The sequence below is a fragment of the Pedobacter sp. BG31 genome, assembly GCF_042464845.1.
Taxonomy (GTDB): Bacteria; Bacteroidota; Bacteroidia; order Sphingobacteriales; family Sphingobacteriaceae; genus Pedobacter; species Pedobacter suwonensis.
The window spans coordinates 38,121-56,275 of sequence record NZ_JBHNZK010000014.1; the positions used below are offsets into that span (position 1 = coordinate 38,121).

Genomic DNA, 18,155 nt, shown 5'->3' on the forward strand with positions numbered 1-18,155 from the left:
GATTAATAAAAGAATATCGGAGCTACAGGAGATCAACCTGGAATTTAACCGGCCGGAACGATTATATAAAAAGAGTTTAGCACCGAAAAACGTGCATCATATTGCTATGGCAAATTAGAAATTCCGGAAAGACATTAAAAAAGGTGATGATAAATACTCTGCAACAATCAACACATTTTGAAATGGATATTGGCCGTGCTACCTTTACTCGCCAAAGAGAGATTTCAGCTTAAAAATTAGTCGGGATGAGAAGATTCGAACTTCCGACCTCCAGCACCCCATGCTGGCGCGATACCTGACTACGCTACATCCCGTTTAACAATTCAAGCGACCGCAAATTAAAATAAATACATCAATATCTCTTAAAATTCCGAAAAAAATGTTGGATCAACCAAACCTCAATAAGTCCATTGAATCCATCGAATCAAACGCCATGGATAATCATGAAATGGTCTGCCAAACACTTCATACCTGTAAAGATTTAGTAATTCGGTAACAGGATTAGCTTTGTAAACGGCTAATTATACCTGATGCGAATAAACATGAATGACCTTCCCTTAAAACGCAATTATTTAAGCTGCGTAACGGCTTCGACAAGGATAATTGCCATTAATACCTCTAAAAGCAAACCCTATCGATACTGATTGGTAAGATTATATCGTAGCGGTAACCTGCTTTTTAACTTACCACGAAGTATTCAGGATATATGGAGCAAGCTAAAGACCTTGATAACTCATTTAAACCATATAGAGACCCAGGCATAAGCAGAAAATCATAACAGTAGCATTACCACATCTTTCAGGCCTCCGCCTTTTATTGTTCGCAGCAGTCTTAGCGAGATGCTAAGACCAAAACGGAGGGAAGAAAAATATTATCCATGAATATTAACGTAATTATATTACTGATTGACTTCTTGTCGGCAACCTAAAAAAATCAGAAAATATCACAAAAAAAATTACTGTATAGTTCACTATTCATAGCTGGTAATCGTAAATCTTAGAATTGGAGCAATTGTGTCAACACAATTGAAATTTCCTTACTTTTCTACTTCACTATCATATTGTTCAAACATAGTAGGTAATTCCTCATAATAATTAGGTTTTAGCTTATCAAAATCATCGCCAGTTAACGCAACACTATATTCGAATAAATCGAAATTAAAAGTGAAGGGTATCTCATTGTCAAAAAATTCTTTGTGTTTATTGTACAGGTTGGGTTCAATAAAGTAACTCATTGCGTCATCAAATAAAAATCTTTCATTCGTTATTTGATCGATAAAAAGTTCCTTGAACTTTTTATAAGAAATATGAGAGATATTAATAAAGCCAAAAACAAAATCTGATCCATTTAAAACGACCTCTAAATGAATTTGGTAATAATATTTTTTTTTCACAATCTTATATTTTTGACTTGCGCCCTCATTAAATGTAAATTTAGGTTGTTAGTTTATTTTATTCAAATTAAACATCAATGTACCCTACTTACCTTAATTCCAATTTATATCACTGTAGAAGCATCGGCACCAAGGCCAGTTTAAAGTATATTTTTAAGTAAAAATCATCTACCCATATTACCAGTCTGGCCTTAGCCAAAGCCTAAGAACTAGTGATAGTAATCATTTTTCATTTATTAATTTTTGTTCTCTATCTTTGAAACTTCAGTTAAGTATTAACATCCTTTAAAATATCTTAACTTAACTGCCTTATTTATAGCAAAAAAATGTCAGAATTCAAAACATGGTTAAAGACAAACTCCTCAAGCTGGCAAATTCAATGACGCAGAATGTCAACCCAGTAAAACCATGATAGGATAAATCAATATAGAATGAACAAAGAACAATTATTTTGGGATTGGTTTAAAGCAAATGAAGCCCAGTTTTTTTTTCTTAATCAGATTAATGATACTAATGAGAAGGAGAGGATTTTAGAAGAATTTCTTCATCATCTACACAAATATTGCGACCAATTGTTTTTTGAAATTGGTGGTCATCCAAATGACAAGCAAGACCTCATTATTACTGCAGAAGGTAACAGTGCTCTTTTCGACAAAGTTGAAACACTTGTAAATGAAGCACCTTTGTTAGAATACTGGAATTTAATTGCGCTTAAACCAGCTATTGGAAATGGTACCATTGAATACAACGAGATTAAACTTGATCCACATACAATATACTTTATCCCGCTAAGCAGTAATGCTTCAAAAAAAATCGGCATAAGAATTTATATAGAGGATTATGACCCAGCTAACCTAAAGAATTTTTTAACCGCGGCTTACTTACTATTAGACAACATTTTAGGAGAACGGTCAAACGCATTAGATATTGGCCATTTAGAGATTGAAAGTCTCAATGTGCATACGAAAAGAGAAGAATTAATAGAACTCGTCAAACTTCCTAAGTATATTAAATGGAAGAAGGCTCAGGCAGATACCTAACAACGTGACAGATTTTTTATTTCTTCCATGGTATGAGAAAAATGTTTTTTATCAGAGAATCCAGCATATCCGAGACCGATGCATGGTGCTACATCGCCATCAACGACATCAGTACCTATAAACCTAAATGAGTTTAATGAATTCATTTTTTGTATAAACCCTATAGAAGGCATTATTCCACAATTATTATATGCCAATGTAGTTAAATGGTAAAATTTCGCTACATAAGAATAATTTGCAATAGACTTACAATGATTAAAAAGTAAAGATACTAAAGACTCTATACTTTCTTCAAGACAGCATAACTTCTCTAATTTACTACAATAATCAAATTCCATTTCCTCTAGTTGATAAAATTTATCTAATCCATTTAAAGTATGTATTGGCGATTGTACGATCTTTAATTTTTTAATATGATTAAGTTTAGCAATACTTAAACAATCTTTACTTTTTGGATTATACTTAGATATACTCAAATCACTCAAAGCCAAACATTTGTCCATATTAGTAAAATATGAACTCCATTCAATGACTAATTTCTTTAGTAAAGGCAAATAAGAAAAATCAATACTTCTTTTATTACCTGAAACGATTAAACTTTCTAAGTTTGATAGTTTATGAATCGCTCTAATATCATCAATTCCTTCAGATATAGAAAGGTTTTTAATATCTGGGTATCTAGAAAGAAAGTCTACGTTTTGAAGTCTATAATCATGAGAAATCGTGACAGCCACCCCATCTAGTTGATTATCGTTATAAACTTCCATACATTCATCAATGTAGTCAGAATTTATGATAATTGACTTTGTTCCATTCAAATTCAAATAAACTTTAAACCCATCAATCTCAATTATTGCCATCTTATATCATTTTAATTCAGAAAAAATTTGTTACGCCGTCCTCAGCCAGACGGCGTAACAAATTAATAATTTACACACTTCTACTAACAAGAATAATTAAAGAGCTAAAAGAGGAACCCACCAGTAATTAGCAACCAAATAAATAATTCCTGCTACAGTAACTCCAGCTGCAGCTCCAACCGCTACTTTTTTTGCTACAGGTTTAATGTTAGAACTAGAGATTTGCTTCGATGTGCTTTTTGCATCTGGCTCTTCTGACTTCTTTTTATCCTGCTCTTTATATTTTTTACCAGGTGATGCCCGTTTATTATAATTGTTATCACTATTATGTCCACCTTCATCCGTATTAATCCTGTCGTCTTCATCCTTGTAAGCTTGACGATCACTATCAGCAGGTTTCCAATCTGTATCTACAAGTGGATCGTCATGCTCTTTGGATACTCTAACACCAGATACTTGGGCTCTTTCTTCAGATCCTTTACCATGATATTTTTTGCCTGATTTATGTGTATTTGTATAAGAACCAGTTTGCGCTTTTTCATTTTTCTTTTTAGGTGGATCTTGTTTGCTTAAATCAGATGTTTGCAAAAAATTTACAGAATAACTTATATCATCCTCCTTAAAAACCTCTGTAAACGGCACTTCCTCACCTTTTTCATTCTCATATCGCTGCATTCCATCATTCCATTGAGCAGCCATCCCGTCAGGATCGATCATTACAATAGGATTGTTGTTGCCATAGTTATAAGGAGTTAATCTTCTGGCCAACTCAGCAAGCGGGTCTACTGAATTCCATCTCCCCACAATTGGATCATAATATCTTGCTCCGTAGTCATATTGTTCGTCCAGTTCGTCCTGTAACTCTTTACCATTGTAGAGGTATTTATTATCATTTGAGCCTGCAAGTATAGTTTGTTTTTTACCCAAGGCATAATAGTCGTCTTTCTGTAGTGGTACGATGGTATTTCCTGAAACATTGAAAGTTAACCGGACATTGCCTAGATGATCATTTAGATTATAGTTATAAGTATACCCGTTGGTTCCATTACTTTGTGCCACCCCCTCTTCAGTATGGATCAACTCGATTAAGTTATCTCTATATTCGATACCGCCTATGTAATCACGGCTTTTAGCAACACCATTGCGCACTGAAGTCTTATTGAGTTTCTGCCCCGCAGCATCGTAAGTATAAACTACACTTGTGCCGTTTCCAGTTGCTGTAGCAGGAAGATTCAGGTAATTATAAGTGAGCTCCATGCCATTACGTCCATCAACTTTTGCATTACCGTTATCATCGTAAACGTAAAACTTCTGGGTTAAATTATCTATCGAACTTAAACGGTTGCCGGTATAGTTGTATTGGTTCATAGGCGATCCATCCCGGCTCATTTTCCAGATATTTCCCATCACATCGTAGTTCAGGTTCTCGCTCATGGCACCTGTTGTTTTACCCGAACTGGTTAAACGGTTCAGCCTATCGTAAACGTAACTAAAAATATTGGTCGACGGGTTAGGGCTGTTAGCCCAGTCCCAGCGCTGGCTGGTGATGTTGCCATTGTAGCCCTCAATACCATCCTGATATCTTAGTTCCATGCTAAATTGATCGCTGGTACTGGTTTTTAGCCAGCCACGCTCGTTATAGGCTAAGGAGCTATGTTGGATATCATTGTGCAGATGTTTCGCTTTCAGCTGCCCTATTTCGTTATATTCCAAATGGCTTAAGGCTACTTCATCCTGGGCATTGATTTTCTCAAAAGTGGCAATCTTCCGGCCCATATGGTCGTATTCATAGCGCATGGCAATGGTAGTGGCGGCACCGTTTGCAGAGCCTGTATGGGTACGGATAGTTGTGGTTAGTTCGCCGATAAAGTTATAGCTATTGTCTACAATATCTTTGCCACCACGGTGGTTCTCACTTTTGGTTTGCACCACCTGGCCTTCCAAATCATAATAGTTAACTGTAAGTAGCATCGCCCCGTTGCCCAGGTTTTTTATCTTGGTACCCGTTAGTAGGCTTTTAACCCTTTCCTGAGGTGCCTGGCCTGGTGCAGGCTGGCCAAAGGTATTACCCGGAAAATCATAATCGTCATAATAGTTCAGCACATAATAATCCCCTATGCTGCCCTGAGGAATGGCATTGTTGCTGTAGCCAATCTCCATATTTGACCCATCACGTTTTTCGTAAGCAGCAGTTCCGTTTGCAATATCCTGAAAAGCGACCCTAAAATTGGTTCCCGACTGTCCGTTGTGAAGATTATCGATGTAACGGCCACTAATTAGCACCCTGCCAAAGGCATCATATTTGGTAAAGTTCCATTCCTGCGGGGATTTGTTCCGCTGGTTGGCATCCTGGCTCATCACCACCTGATCCAATTTGTTATAAACCATAAATTCCCAGCCCTTGCCCGGGATTTTCTTTTCCACTACCCTATTCCGTGCATCATGGTGATAACCATAGATAAAATCTAAGAATACGGTTTGGCTCTCATCAAAGTGATATAGTTCGGTCGATCGGTCGCTATTCTCATTTACCGCCGGCGGCAGCACATAACGTAAGTTACCGAAGTCATCATAAATATAATAGGTACTCAACTGCTGCAGGCTTTGGTCCGCTTTTTTATTAAACATTCTCTTGAGCACCACATTCCCCTCCAAATCTTTAAACTCCTCTGTGGTTCCAACCTGTCCGTCCACAGTTTTCCAGTTCTCGTCTTTTAATATGGTCTTGTATAATTTACCAGGATCATAACTTTTGATTGATTCTGCTCCATCTGGTGTTAAAACCCATTGCTTAACCTCATTTGCGATATTGGTTGAATGGTCAGTCTTTAACGTATGATCATCTCCGCTAGAGTCCGGTTGCCAGTCGACACCGGGGAAACCTTGCTTTTCTACCCGATTCAGCGGGCTCGCCTCAAACACTGAAATGCTGAATGGATAATCAGATTTGTTCACAGACCCGTCCCAGCTTGATGCACCATAGTATCTTCCTTGCTGGATAGCAGCACTTACCCGATAACTTCCGCTGGCATTGTCATTTTCAGCATAGGGCAGGAATTGTTTCGTCTCCCTACCAAAAATATCATATTCAAAAGGCTGTACAATATCTTTAAAGCCCGGACTTCCCTGTACCTGTAGGGTTTGCAACGCACGCCCAAGCCCATCAAAGTATTGGATGGTTTGGTTAACCTCGCAGGTGCTACGCTGATCGTTTAGGTTCTGTTCGGTTACATTTGGTTTTTTAAATACCCGCGTGCTGATATAGTTCTGGTTATTGCTAGGTAAAGAAGCAAAGGGATTACATTGCTGATAACTTTTTCCGGTAAACACCCTAAGGTTGCTCCCGGCGGGGGCATAAAAGCCGGCAGTAAGCGTTACACTGACCGGATCGCTGATCTGGCTTTCGTTCTGGTAAACCGACACCGTCTTTTGTGCCAAAGTACTCCCATAGAGCAATAGCATTGCACCAATGGTTATTAGATATTTTAAACTGTTCATGAGGCGTTAGTTTTTATAATTATAATCGCTGACTTTTAAAATGTGGCCGTTCTGATCTTTAACCGTTTTTAAGCGGCCGAAGTTATCATAAATGAAAGTAGTTTTTTCACCTTTTATGTCGATCTGGCTGGTTACACCGAATAACGTGTTATAGGTAAAACTTTCTATTTGCGCCTCAGGAAGGTTATTCCTTAAACTGTTTGTGAGCGCTTCTACACTGGCATCGCTTGGAGCCTTGTCGTTTCTGAAATTTTCGATAGCGCTGAGCCCCCCAAGTATGTTTTTAACCGCAGCATAATTGGCATTTGTGATTTTGGCTACCAGATAGTCGCCTCCATATCCCCAAACATAACAGATTGGCACGCCGCTGACCTGTTGAACGGCCACCACCGCCCCATGGGCATCATAGTCTGTAAACTGGATACGGGCTTCTTCGGTGGTATTTAATTTTTGGGTATACACCGTAGAGGGGGCAAAAAGATCTGCCGCCCAGGCATTATAATCCTTGCGCTGGTACATCAATTGCGTGTTGCCAATATATTGCTTCTCCCCGACAACATTTTTAATCATATTCTTTGCATACATGCCCGAAAATACGCCTGCGTTAGGGCCGGTAACTGCCCTGTCTTTAGGGTATTCAGTTATGATTTTACGCTCTTCATTTTTGCTGTTGGTCATCTTGCGCTCTTTCAGGTAATATTCTTGCTGATCGTAAACCTGATCAATAGTGGTGACCAGATCGGGTAATCCTGTCCGAGGTTCAGTGATGACGCTCTTAATCAACTCGGAACGCCCGGCTACAGGCGTAAAACTTGACATTAAAAAGTAATGCGGTTCTGCATTTGGAACAATATGCGGGGTAGACAACGGACCATCCCAAAGCATTTTGACCGGCGCAATGCTTATAGATCTGAAATTTTCGACCCGGACCGGGTTAGCTGCATAGCTGTCTGCATACGAGGCGTAGGTATTAACCGTTCTTCTCAATAACACATCGGCACTATTGTAAATTTCTTCTTTTTCCAAAAGCCCCAAACTCCAGGGGGTATACTGGGTAGGTATAGCTGGAAATACATCCTGAATAATTGGAGGTGAATCTTTAAAATTGGTAAAATAACGTACTGTTTTTCCTAAACTGGTCCCATTAGCAATTGTTTTTTCTATCACACGCTTGTAGGTAACCGGACTGCTATTGGCATAGGCAATATCGTTAACTGTTGAAGTTGTTCGTATGGCATAGTTGTAGTCAAAATTCCCATGATATGAAGGTTCCTGATATAAAGACGGACAACATTTATAATCATAGTGTACCAGGTAAGTATAAACAGGCCGAAAACCTAAAGATCCCGAAGAGGTTACCCCATCTTCATTGAGGTATTCATATTCCCTTGTTTGTGCAGGAACCTGGCCATTCGCAGTATAGTCGGAGATTTTCTTCGTCCTCAGGCCGCCAACGTATGGCTGAACATGACTTAGGGTGACCGTAGAACTGCTTCCCTGATTCGTTTCCCGCCATTTCACCTGCATATAGTCATAATAACCCATTAAGTTTACAGTATAGGCCCTAATGTAATATGTTTGGTTCTTTACAAGGTAATTGAGGGTAAACTGTTTGGTAATTTGGTAAGGATCTGGTGAAGGATCGGTGAAATTAATCTGTTGGGTTGCCAACAATACATTAGAGCTGTCGTAGAACTCGAGTTTTATCGCGCAACCTGAACTGCAGTTTCCACTTAAGGGATTGATGGTTACTTCAAAAGGTGTATTGGTATTGGTTTCTCCCTGAAAGGTAAAAGGAATATTGGCAGCAGGATAATTATCGCTGTTCAGCCCTTCGTTCATGCTTCTATCAGTGTACGGCGGGTTGGTAACTGTTACGGTTTCATTCTGTTCCAACCAATTATCCTTTGCCGTATTGGCTTCCATATCATACTGGGTATAGCCACCGGTTGGATAGGTCATTTTGAATAATGAACCGGCTTTTACCATCTCCGGATCCGTGTCGCGGTTGCCTCCGCCGAATTCACGCCATGGATTATATTGCCCACCTGGCGCCCGAACGTATTCATGCGGAAAAAAACCTCCGGTATTGGCGTTTGCATAACCCCAGTGATCTTGCCTGGGGCTAAATTTAGGCGGAAGAACAGGATAGGAAAGATACTCAAATGTATAGGGCCTGTCCATAACCTCATTTGTTCCCCCAAAAGGAGTAACACTAAGTAGTGTTGCACGCCCAGACAAGGAGTAATCTTGAGCAAGCAAAAAGCCGAAGCTTGTGCTTCCTCTGCTCATTTTAATTTTCTGCAATAAAAAATCTGAAGCTAAATCCTGCCTTTGCGTGGAACTATATAGGAAATCGACATTGTTACCATCAGGAAACACAATTTTCTTTAATCTTTTGCCATAAATATCTTGTACAGAGCCTCCGTTCATATCAGCTGGAGTACCCAACCCATCCCCAAATAGAGGCATAGCATATGTTGCGCTCACTCCAGACTCCTGTCTGAACCAATAGCTCTCGTAATTAAATTCCACCCAGTCATTATTGGTCGGATTATATACACGGGTTAAATACCAGGATGAAGTATAAGAACTGTTCCATCCTCCAGTACCTACCCTGGTAGTGATTTCATAATCCTCAAACACATATTTATAACCATATTCATCCGTTATGATAAATTTGGAAAACATAGGTTTCCCGTTAATAATGTCGATAAAACGCTCTACCTTTATTTTGGTCTGTTCTAAGAATAGGATATCGCCATTTTTTCCTAAAACAAATTTTCCGCTATGTCCGTTAAAATTATAGTTAAAAATGTCGTTTTGGGTATCAACCAAACCAGCACCCATTTTACTAAACAAACGTTCGTTATTTGGAACTCCATAAGTATTTCCATCATAAGTAGTTGCAGGCATAGCCTTATAAAGGAAACCATCATCAGGTAGTTCATCATATACTCCACGCATTGTTCTGGAGATTACCCCACCGGCATTCAATGCCCAACCCAACCCAATATTGGAAGCCGTTTCGTCAACCTTAATTCCGCCATTGTGGTAGTCCAGAGAGATAGCGAAAGATTTTCCGAAGTTTTTCCCATTCCAGCTGTAAATAGGCACACTGATACTGGGAATACCAGTCGACTGCCCAACAGGAATATTTCCGAATTTATTAATGGCGCTCACATTTGGTGAGGGGGGTACCACATTTTCAATGCTCGGTGTTAAGGTAGTGGTTTGGGCATGCATGGACAGTCCCACAAAGAGAAAAAATAGCAGCGAAACCAGGCTACGTTGTTTCTTTAATAAGGTAGATAACATAAGGTAATTGCGTTTTTATTTGAGATATAATAATATTTCCGAATGGTAGATTTGCTTTCGTACCTGTTTATAGATCCATAAGAAAAATAAAAAGATACCGGTTTAAGCGTGTATTCTTGCAGGCTTCTGGTAAACCTTTTTTTTGGCCACTATTAACTAAGCTTCACTTTTTAAAATTTATAAATCGTTTTAGTAATTTATGCTTAATGAATTCTCCAGCATAAGAGGTAAGTATCATTCGCACTATCCTTCAGATTCTGGTAAACGTTTGCTTTTTTTGATATACTGACATCCAGGTAAATTGTATGACTGGATCATGTCATAATCCAAACGATATGAAAATTGGGACAGATCAAGATCAATGGTAGCCTAATGGTATTCCGGTCGTCAAAATATTAAGAATGTTTGTAGCATTTAATACAGCTAACATGAAACTGCATGAATACAAAAAAGTTCTGCTGCCGGTACATTGACTGCGAGATAGAGGGCCGTTAACAATAGATTTGAATTTCATAATTTAAGTTTTAGTGATTTATTTTAACATCTAAGCGGAGTTTATTCAACTCAGTACCAGTATTTTTTGTATGACATAATATACAAATTAACACTAACCATATTAAAACTAAAACGATTTTCCAAAACTAATAAAATTTACATAGCTTTTTGATTCTCCTTAAAAATTATTCTGTCTGTATAATAACTACTTTTAATTTATGATTATTATCCAATAATCGCTTTGTATAGATTACCATACCGGATAGGTATTGCTTATTGAACATTATGATCCCACAAGGATTTTATAATTGAAAGCGAATGAGCTGGCTGAGCAAATTCCCATAACGAAAGGCATTTAGCTAATCCTTTAGCCTGCCTTAAATCGTGATTGCAATTATCGTGGATAAATGGTTGCTCCGTTAGTGCAATTTTAATCCTGTCTGGTGAAAATTATTCAACGATTTAGTTGTGGTGTTCCGTTATCAATGAGATAAAAAGATATCCAAAAGAAACCAATATAGTTAATGAGGCAGGTTTTGGCTACGAACAGATCGGTTTTGGCTACATTCAGGTTTAATGGCAGACATACCTTTGCTACATCTTAATTCTAAAAACAGAGTATGTTAGCTCAAAACAAAATTGCGGTATTTACCGGGGGAAGCCGCGGTATCGGAAAAAATATGGTCCTTAATCTTACTAAAAATGGATTGGATATCGTTTTCTCCTACAATAACCAGAAAGAAGCTGCAGAAGAAGTGGTAAAATAAATTGGAAAACTTGAACAAAAGGGAATTGCATGAAGCTTAATGTTTCCGGTTCTTCAGGTTTGATGATTTTAAGAAAACCTTAATCAGCATTACAGTCATAACTTAACGCAGACGGATTTGATTTTCTCATCAATAATGCAGGTTTTATCCATTATGCAGCATTTGAAAATTTAACGGAAGCGCAGTTCGCAGAAATGGAAAATGTACATCTTAAACGGCCATTTTTCCTAACGCAAAAGCTTTTACAAAAAATCAATCCGTTTGGCGCGGCATTGTGAATGTTTCTTCGGGCCTTCCGCGCTTTGCCACCCCGCGCTTTGCAGCCTATGCAGCATTACAACGTGCGATGGATCTGCTTTAGATAAACCAGGTTGAGGTTTTTTGTTACCGAAGAGCAATCGAACATCGGGCGTAAAACCAACAGTATAAGCGTTAAGATGATGTTAAAAAAGTAAATTCAGTACTATTGGTTTTGCAGTCAATATCATCAATATAGTTCCAACCTGGCCATTGCTATTCCAGCCGGGAGGTTTGGCCACAGCATGATAAGTTTGCCAGGCTACTAACATGCTGGTCTTAGCAGCGATTTGTTGACCGAAGATGAAGATGATAAAATATTTCCCAGTTCATCTTTTGGTGCTAAAATAATCAGGAAAATGTTCCTTTATTGTTCCTTAAACCAAAAAAATGATAATTTGCAGCATCAGATGCCAGCTCCGGCGGTTTTCTGGAAAAAACTGTTAATTAAAATCATGAAAAACTGGATGTGGATAGTGATAGGACTGGTGATTGTAGTAGCCGTATTTTACCTGATCAGATGGAAAAATGCTGGTGTGCTGGAACGCAATAAGGTGCCATTGGATCAGGCGTACCTGGATTTTCAGGAGATTAACGAACACTACCGGTCAAACCTGTTCAAAATCGAAAGACTTTGTACCGTAGCGATGCGCAGTGCCTCATCACCTGAGCCCATACGTGTATTCCCGACTGTAAATCAGCAACTGATTATTGATGCGGATCCTGAGGTAGACGAAGAAACCAAACATGATTACCGCTATTATAAACTGGATCAGCAAGGAAAGCTGGTAGATTCTATTTATATCAGATATGAAGGTTACTGGCCAAAATTTATAGACCGTTTTATGGTTTTCAGTAACGACCAAAAAGCCTATTACACCACCTGGCCGCTGGATGGGGATACGACCCGGCATCATTTTGTTAGCTTAAACGCCGACTTTAGCTGGCCAAAAGATAAGATTGATCAAAAAATCAGGGCGGTTAAAAAAAGTGGTAATTATTACTTCTTCAGTGCTTTCAGGAATCATGGAAAAGACTTTAGATGGATGGCGTTTTACGAACAGCAGCAATGGTATATGCTTTGGGAAAAGATGCCAGGTTATACGCAGGTTGCTGATGAGGATTCGGGCTATCGTTATCGTTCAGATGTATTTCATACGGGAACACCCGATCCGGTGATACCTGAAGACGTGAGGCTGATACATTTCTATCCCGAAGAAAAAATGGAATATAAACACGTAATTGGAGGAGGAACGCTACCATCTTCAGCTACGAACTGGCGTGGCAAAGGATTTTTTTCAACTGATATTGCCGGCAGGAATTTTTCTTTCAAGGTAGATCAGCTGGTGGTGGAGAAAGAAAAATATGACAGGTTTAAAACGCGTTTGTATACCTTGACGGAACCGGGCGGGGCGGCCCGGATTTACGAGCCCGCTTTTTACCGTTCGGAACATGGTTTTGCGCTTTATTCCGGTAATTGGGATGAACTTTATATCATCAAACCTCAACAATAACTTATCTACGCTGTGCCAACAATAGGGATTGGAGGATTTTTCTGTGGATTGATAAATGCCTGCAATCAACTGTAAATCTCAAATAAGTCTTTACCCGAGCTTTTTATAACTTAAACACCTTTCGAATGGGTTTTGGCTGGAGTCAACTTACGAACCAGTGGATAACGCCAATTCCTGAGCCTGAAGAACTGTTGATATATTGCTCCATGGTATAACCCATAATAGAGTATGACATCGTTTTAGCTGAGCCGTCACCATCAGACAGTATTAAATTGAACAATTATACAACACGAACAAAAGCGTGTAAGCTGTGGTTAAGCCTTCCAAAGAGCAGGCTAACTTAAGATTTAGCGGGAACAGTATACCAGCACTAAAAATAGGTCAACTTACTCAAAATCTCCTCCACCGAAAACTTAGCCCCACACACAAACTCATCGGCCGCACCATAATAAATGGTCAGTTCATCGCCATTAATCAGGTGGCCATTGGTAAATACCACCTCGCCAAAAAAACCATGCAATTCATAATCTTCCTTTGGGATCATAATCGGGCTTTCGGTTCTGGCCAGTACTTTAGCAGGATCATTTAAATCCATTAAAAAAGCACCTAAAGCATACTGGTGTTTCTCATTGGCACCATGGTAAATTTCGAGCCAGCCGGCTGCGGTTTTGATGGGTGCGGCCCCGGCACCTACGCGGGCACTATCCCAAAGGTTGGCCCTGGTTTTAATAATACACTGGTGTTTGCCCCAATGGATGCCATCGGGCGATTCGGCCAGCCAGATATAATTGCCACCCAACGCTACGCTGCTGGGGCGGTGCAGCGCATAAAATTTACCATTAATCCGTTCTTCAAACAGGGCACAATCCTTATTGTGCGGAGGGATGATCATACCATGGTATTCGAATTTTTTCCAGTCTGTTGTGGTTCGCAGCCCTACACCCACGCCATGGGCCGAAACGGCTGTGTAGGTTAAATAATAGGTGTGTCCGATTAAGGTTACACGGCAATCTTCAATACCAAAGGTCTCATCTTTGCCTTCGCCCTGTAACAGCGGGTAACCTTCGGGTTCATAAAAATGAATACCATCATCACTGCACACCAGCCTTAAATGTGATAGGGTAGTTAAATAATCGGCGCCTTTATAATTAATTATCCTGGGGTCGGTGGCATTTAGTTGGGGATCGTTTTCTTCAACGGCCAGAATTTCAATGCCACCTTGAGTTAAAATCGGGAAAGAAATGATACCCTGACTTTGTTCCGGCCTTTCGGCTACCCGGATGAGTAACCATATTTTCCCCGCAAAAGTGAAAACACCAGGATTGAGTAAACAGGCAATTTCCAGCCCTGCCCTGCTGGGTGGTAAATTTTGAGGGGTAAGTATGGGATTTTGTGTAAACCGTTGAGCGATATCGGCCATAAAAAAAGATTTTAAAAAAATACAGGCGACCAAAAAATTGATCGCCTGTTTTTGCTATTGATTCGAGATTATAAAGAGTTGATCCATTTTACCAGTTCATCTCTTCCTTTACCTGTTTTTTGCTGGAGCCTGCCTAATAACTCATCATCCTGCCCCTCTTCATGTTTTAAATCATCGTCTGTTAAATCAGCATAAGCTTGTTTAACTTTTCCTTTTATTTCGTTCCACTTTCCTTTTAATTCTAACTTATCCATGCCTTTATTTTTTTGGTGAATATTCTGTTTTGATACATTAATTAACAATTCTACCTCCGCTTTGTTTGGTTTTTTACTGCACTATACAAATGATTGATCTATTTTATCTTATTCGCCAAGGTTTTATGTATGTTTTTAATTATATTAAGGGTATTATTTCTGTCCATTACCAACATTACTAACTAAAACCAACAATTTGATGAAAAAATTACTGTTTAGTATGATTTTATCTCTTGGATTAATTTCGTTTGCTTTCGCGCAGGGCAAAGTCATTACCGGGAAGGTAACGTCGGCCTCGGGACCAGTTCCGGGTGTTAGCGTATTTGTAAAAGGCTCGCCAGCCAACGGCACACAGAGTGATGCCACCGGGGCCTTTAAATTAACCGTTGCAAACGATGCTAAAACGCTTGTTTTTAGTTTTATCGGCTACAAAATCAAAGAAGTGCCCATTACGGGTTCAATCCTCAATGTAAACCTTGAAGAAGAGAACAATACCCTATCAGATGTGGTTGTGGTGGGTTACGGTACGCAGAACAAACGGGATGTAACGGGATCGGTAGCTTCGGTTAAAGCTAAAGACCTGGAAAACTTACCGGTAACCAGTTTTGAACAAGCCCTACAGGGTAAAGCAGCAGGTGTACAGATAGCCGCACAGAACGGAAAACTGGGCCAGGGCATTACGGTAAGGGTAAGGGGAGCGGCATCTGTAACAGCGGGTAGCGAACCGCTTTACATTGTAGACGGCATACCGATCACTTCTGGCGACTTCTCAAGCACTACCGCGCCAACAAGTGCCCTTGCCGATCTGAACACAAACGATATTGAATCTATCGAAGTGTTGAAAGATGCCTCGGCATCTGCAATTTATGGCGCAAGAGCATCAAATGGCGTTGTACTCATTACAACCAAGCAAGGAAAAGCGGGGAAAACGCTGATTCAATTTAATGCTTTGGGCGGTATAAGTAGCCCTTCAAACCACCGTGAGTTTTTAAATGCCGAACAGTATGTTAAAATATTAAGGAGAGCAGGGCAAGGTGCGGCTAACCAAGACTTTCTGAATGGCGATTATGCAACTTTACAGGAAGCCCTTGATGATTATAGCGCTAGTGTTGAAGCCCGTTTGAACAGATATTCGGCCGGCAATAATGATTATCAAACTTATAAGGTAAATTCTAATTGGGAGGCGGCCTCGTTCCAGGATAACCCGGTTACACAACAATACGACCTGAACTTAACCGGCGGAAATGAAAAGACTAAATTTTATATGGGTGGCCAGGCATTGGATCAGCAGGGAATTGTAATCGGGAACAGTTATAAACGCTATAGTGGCCGGCTAAACCTGACCAATAAAGTGACTGATTTTTTGGAAGTGGGCATTAACCTCAATTTTTCAAACAGCATTAACAACAGGTTATCAAACGACAATGCCTTTTCGAGTCCTTTACAATCGGTGGCACTATCGCCCATTACGCCTTTTATCGATCCAAGGTCGGGTTTGATCAGCGGAACTTTGCCTGGTGCAGCATCAAACTACCCTGTATACTATAATCCATTCATCAGTGTAGATAATGCATTTTACAAGGCAACAGTGTACAGAACGATAGGTAAAGCCTTCGCCAATATTAACCTTGCAAAGGGATTAAAATTCAGCACCGACTTTTCTATAGATAATTTGAATCAAAATGAAGAAAGTTATTACGGTTCGTTAACTTTTAGGAATACGGGTACAGCAAATGGCGACGGGCAGAATATATCTACCTTTGTAATCAACACCAATACCAATAATTTTTTCAGCTATAATACAACAGCTGGCAAAAGTGCCTTTGATTTTGTTCTGGGTACCAGTTATCAAAAATCGACCACCAAATATAGTACTTTAGAGGGACAGGATTTCCCGAGTGATTCTTACATTAAACTGGGGTCTGCAGCAACGAAAGTAATTGCCACCAGTAACGAAAGTGCCTTTAGCTTTTTATCTTATTTTTTCAGGGCCAATTACAAATATAACGACCGGTACTTAGTTGGTTTTAGTGTAAGGGCAGACGGTTCTTCGCGTTTCGGGGCGAATAACAGGTATGGTTATTTTCCGGCAGGGTCATTGGCCTGGATTGCCTCTGAAGAAGATTTCTTAAAACAGAGCGAAACCATCAGTTTGTTAAAGTTGAGGGCAAGTTATGGTTTAACCGGAAATGCTGAAATTGGAAATTATTCTGCACGGGGCTTATATAGCGGTACAGGTGCCTATGGTGGCTTACCTGGCCAAAGCCCATCAAGAATTGCGAACCCTGATTTAACCTGGGAAAAAACCAAACAGCTTGATATTGGTTTCGACTTTGGTATTTTAAAGAACAGGATTACAGGCGTTTTTGATTTCTATCAAAAAAATACAACAGACCTGCTGTTAGATGTGCCAATTCCGCAAACTACAGGGTTTTCTACCAAAACACAAAACCTGGGATCGTTAAAAAACACGGGGTTTGAACTGGGTATTAATACAGAAAATTTTGTAGGTGCCTTTAAATGGTCAACCGCAATAACCGGTGCAATTAACAACAATAAGATTACCAACTTGGGCGGACAGGTTTTAAACAGCAACGAAATAAATGCGGCTATTTCAGGCCAGCCGATAGGTGTATTTTATCTTCCTGAATATGCCGGGGTAAATCCGGCCAATGGTGATGCTTTGTATTATAAAAACACTATTGACGATTCGGGCAATTTAGACCGTTCTACCACAACTGATATTAATAAAGCGCAAAGAATATTTGCGGGTAACCCAAATCCTAAATATACTTTCGGGATAAACAATAATTTCTCTTATAAGAATTTCGATTTGGGCATATTTTTTCAGGGTGTAAAAGGCAATAAAATTTTTAATGCAGGGGGGCAGTATATGAGTGCCAATGCATCAAATGGTTATGACAACCAAACAGCTGACCAAATGGCATATTGGGATAAACCCGGTGATATTACAGTAGTTCCAGAACCCCGCCTGTTTGCAGGAAACGGTGTGGGCAACTCTACCAGGTATATATCAGATGGCTCATATCTCCGTTTAAAAACATTAACGCTTGGTTATACCTTCCCAGCTTCTGTTTTGACCAAAATTAAACTGAGTAAATTAAGATTATACGCCACAGCTCAAAATTTAGCCACCATTACAGGTTATAAAGGCTGGGATCCGGAGGTAAATGCCGATTACCAATCAACCAACATTAATCAGGGCGTTGATTTTTATTCTGCACCTCAGCCACGCGTAATTTCATTTGGCATAAACATCGGCCTGTAATTAAAAACTA

Annotated in this window: 10 protein-coding genes and 1 tRNA gene; 4 read left to right on the forward strand and 7 right to left on the reverse strand. The window is 39.5% G+C overall.

Annotated features, from left to right (window positions below):
• Nucleotides 1-240: 240 nt before the first annotated feature.
• Nucleotides 241-314: transfer RNA gene (locus ACFE6N_RS16245), tRNA-Pro, on the reverse strand.
• A gap of 722 nt (nt 315-1,036) precedes the next feature.
• A complete protein-coding gene (locus tag ACFE6N_RS16250; RefSeq protein WP_378938152.1) occupies nt 1,037-1,393 on the reverse strand; it encodes a hypothetical protein in 357 nt (118 codons plus the stop codon).
• Between the two features lie 431 nt (nt 1,394-1,824).
• Here ACFE6N_RS16250 and ACFE6N_RS16255 point away from each other — a divergent pair, with 431 nt between their 5' ends.
• The gene (locus ACFE6N_RS16255; protein WP_378938154.1) at nt 1,825-2,433 is read left to right on the forward strand and encodes a hypothetical protein; all 609 of its coding nucleotides are present in this window, start codon (nt 1,825-1,827) and stop codon (nt 2,431-2,433) included.
• On the opposite strand, the gene ACFE6N_RS16260 is transcribed toward ACFE6N_RS16255, so the two are convergent.
• The 3 genes from ACFE6N_RS16260 to ACFE6N_RS16270 form a co-directional block, all read right to left on the reverse strand.
• Nucleotides 2,430-3,293 (reverse strand): hypothetical protein, encoded by an 864-nt coding sequence (locus tag ACFE6N_RS16260; protein WP_378938156.1) that lies wholly within the window; start codon nt 3,291-3,293, stop codon nt 2,430-2,432. The genes ACFE6N_RS16255 and ACFE6N_RS16260 overlap by 4 nt on opposite strands.
• A 96-nt stretch (nt 3,294-3,389) precedes the next feature.
• Entirely contained in the window at nt 3,390-6,791 is a 3,402-nt protein-coding gene (locus ACFE6N_RS16265) for a DUF6443 domain-containing protein (protein ID WP_378938158.1), read from the reverse strand.
• A 6-nt stretch (nt 6,792-6,797) separates the two neighbouring features.
• Complete coding sequence (locus ACFE6N_RS16270) at nt 6,798-10,109, reverse strand: hypothetical protein (protein WP_378938160.1); 3,312 nt, start codon at nt 10,107-10,109, stop codon at nt 6,798-6,800.
• A 1,115-nt stretch (nt 10,110-11,224) separates the two neighbouring features.
• On the opposite strand from ACFE6N_RS16270, the gene ACFE6N_RS16275 reads away from it, so the two are divergent.
• Both ACFE6N_RS16275 and ACFE6N_RS16280 read left to right on the forward strand, forming a co-directional pair.
• Complete coding sequence (locus ACFE6N_RS16275; protein WP_378938162.1) at nt 11,225-11,371, forward strand: SDR family NAD(P)-dependent oxidoreductase; 147 nt, start codon at nt 11,225-11,227, stop codon at nt 11,369-11,371.
• Nucleotides 11,372-12,027: 656 nt separating this feature from the next.
• Nucleotides 12,028-13,182, forward strand: a complete 1,155-nt coding sequence (locus ACFE6N_RS16280) for a hypothetical protein (RefSeq protein ID WP_378938164.1) — start codon at nt 12,028-12,030, stop codon at nt 13,180-13,182.
• 370 nt (nt 13,183-13,552) lie between these two features.
• Here the strand turns inward: ACFE6N_RS16280 and ACFE6N_RS16285 are convergent, their stop codons facing one another.
• Together ACFE6N_RS16285 and ACFE6N_RS16290 are read right to left on the reverse strand one after the other, a co-directional pair.
• Complete coding sequence (locus ACFE6N_RS16285) at nt 13,553-14,602, reverse strand: glycoside hydrolase family 130 protein (RefSeq protein WP_378938166.1); 1,050 nt, start codon at nt 14,600-14,602, stop codon at nt 13,553-13,555.
• A 68-nt stretch (nt 14,603-14,670) separates the two neighbouring features.
• Nucleotides 14,671-14,856 carry a CsbD family protein gene (locus tag ACFE6N_RS16290; RefSeq protein WP_090501239.1) on the reverse strand — a complete coding sequence of 62 codons (186 nt, stop codon included), beginning with the start codon at nt 14,854-14,856 and terminating at the stop codon, nt 14,671-14,673.
• 199 nt (nt 14,857-15,055) lie between these two features.
• Between ACFE6N_RS16290 and ACFE6N_RS16295 the strand changes: the two genes are divergently transcribed.
• On the forward strand, nt 15,056-18,145 hold the full coding sequence (locus ACFE6N_RS16295; protein ID WP_378938169.1) for a SusC/RagA family TonB-linked outer membrane protein: 3,090 nt from the start codon (nt 15,056-15,058) through the stop codon (nt 18,143-18,145).
• Nucleotides 18,146-18,155 lie beyond the last annotated feature (10 nt).

What these genes read in the sequence shown, in the direction of transcription:
- ACFE6N_RS16255 (WP_378938154.1), top strand. Translation starts at nt 1,825, where the DNA reads ATGAACAAAGAACAATTATTTTGGGATTGGTTTAAAGCAAATGAAGCC.
- ACFE6N_RS16260 (WP_378938156.1), bottom strand. Translation starts at nt 3,293, where the DNA reads ATGGCAATAATTGAGATTGATGGGTTTAAAGTTTATTTGAATTTGAAT.
- ACFE6N_RS16265 (WP_378938158.1), bottom strand. Translation starts at nt 6,791, where the DNA reads ATGAACAGTTTAAAATATCTAATAACCATTGGTGCAATGCTATTGCTC.
- ACFE6N_RS16270 (WP_378938160.1), bottom strand. Translation starts at nt 10,109, where the DNA reads ATGTTATCTACCTTATTAAAGAAACAACGTAGCCTGGTTTCGCTGCTA.
- ACFE6N_RS16275 (WP_378938162.1), top strand. Translation starts at nt 11,225, where the DNA reads ATGTTAGCTCAAAACAAAATTGCGGTATTTACCGGGGGAAGCCGCGGT.
- ACFE6N_RS16280 (WP_378938164.1), top strand. Translation starts at nt 12,028, where the DNA reads ATGTTCCTTTATTGTTCCTTAAACCAAAAAAATGATAATTTGCAGCAT.
- ACFE6N_RS16285 (WP_378938166.1), bottom strand. Translation starts at nt 14,602, where the DNA reads ATGGCCGATATCGCTCAACGGTTTACACAAAATCCCATACTTACCCCT.
- ACFE6N_RS16290 (WP_090501239.1), bottom strand. Translation starts at nt 14,856, where the DNA reads ATGGATAAGTTAGAATTAAAAGGAAAGTGGAACGAAATAAAAGGAAAA.
- ACFE6N_RS16295 (WP_378938169.1), top strand. Translation starts at nt 15,056, where the DNA reads ATGAAAAAATTACTGTTTAGTATGATTTTATCTCTTGGATTAATTTCG.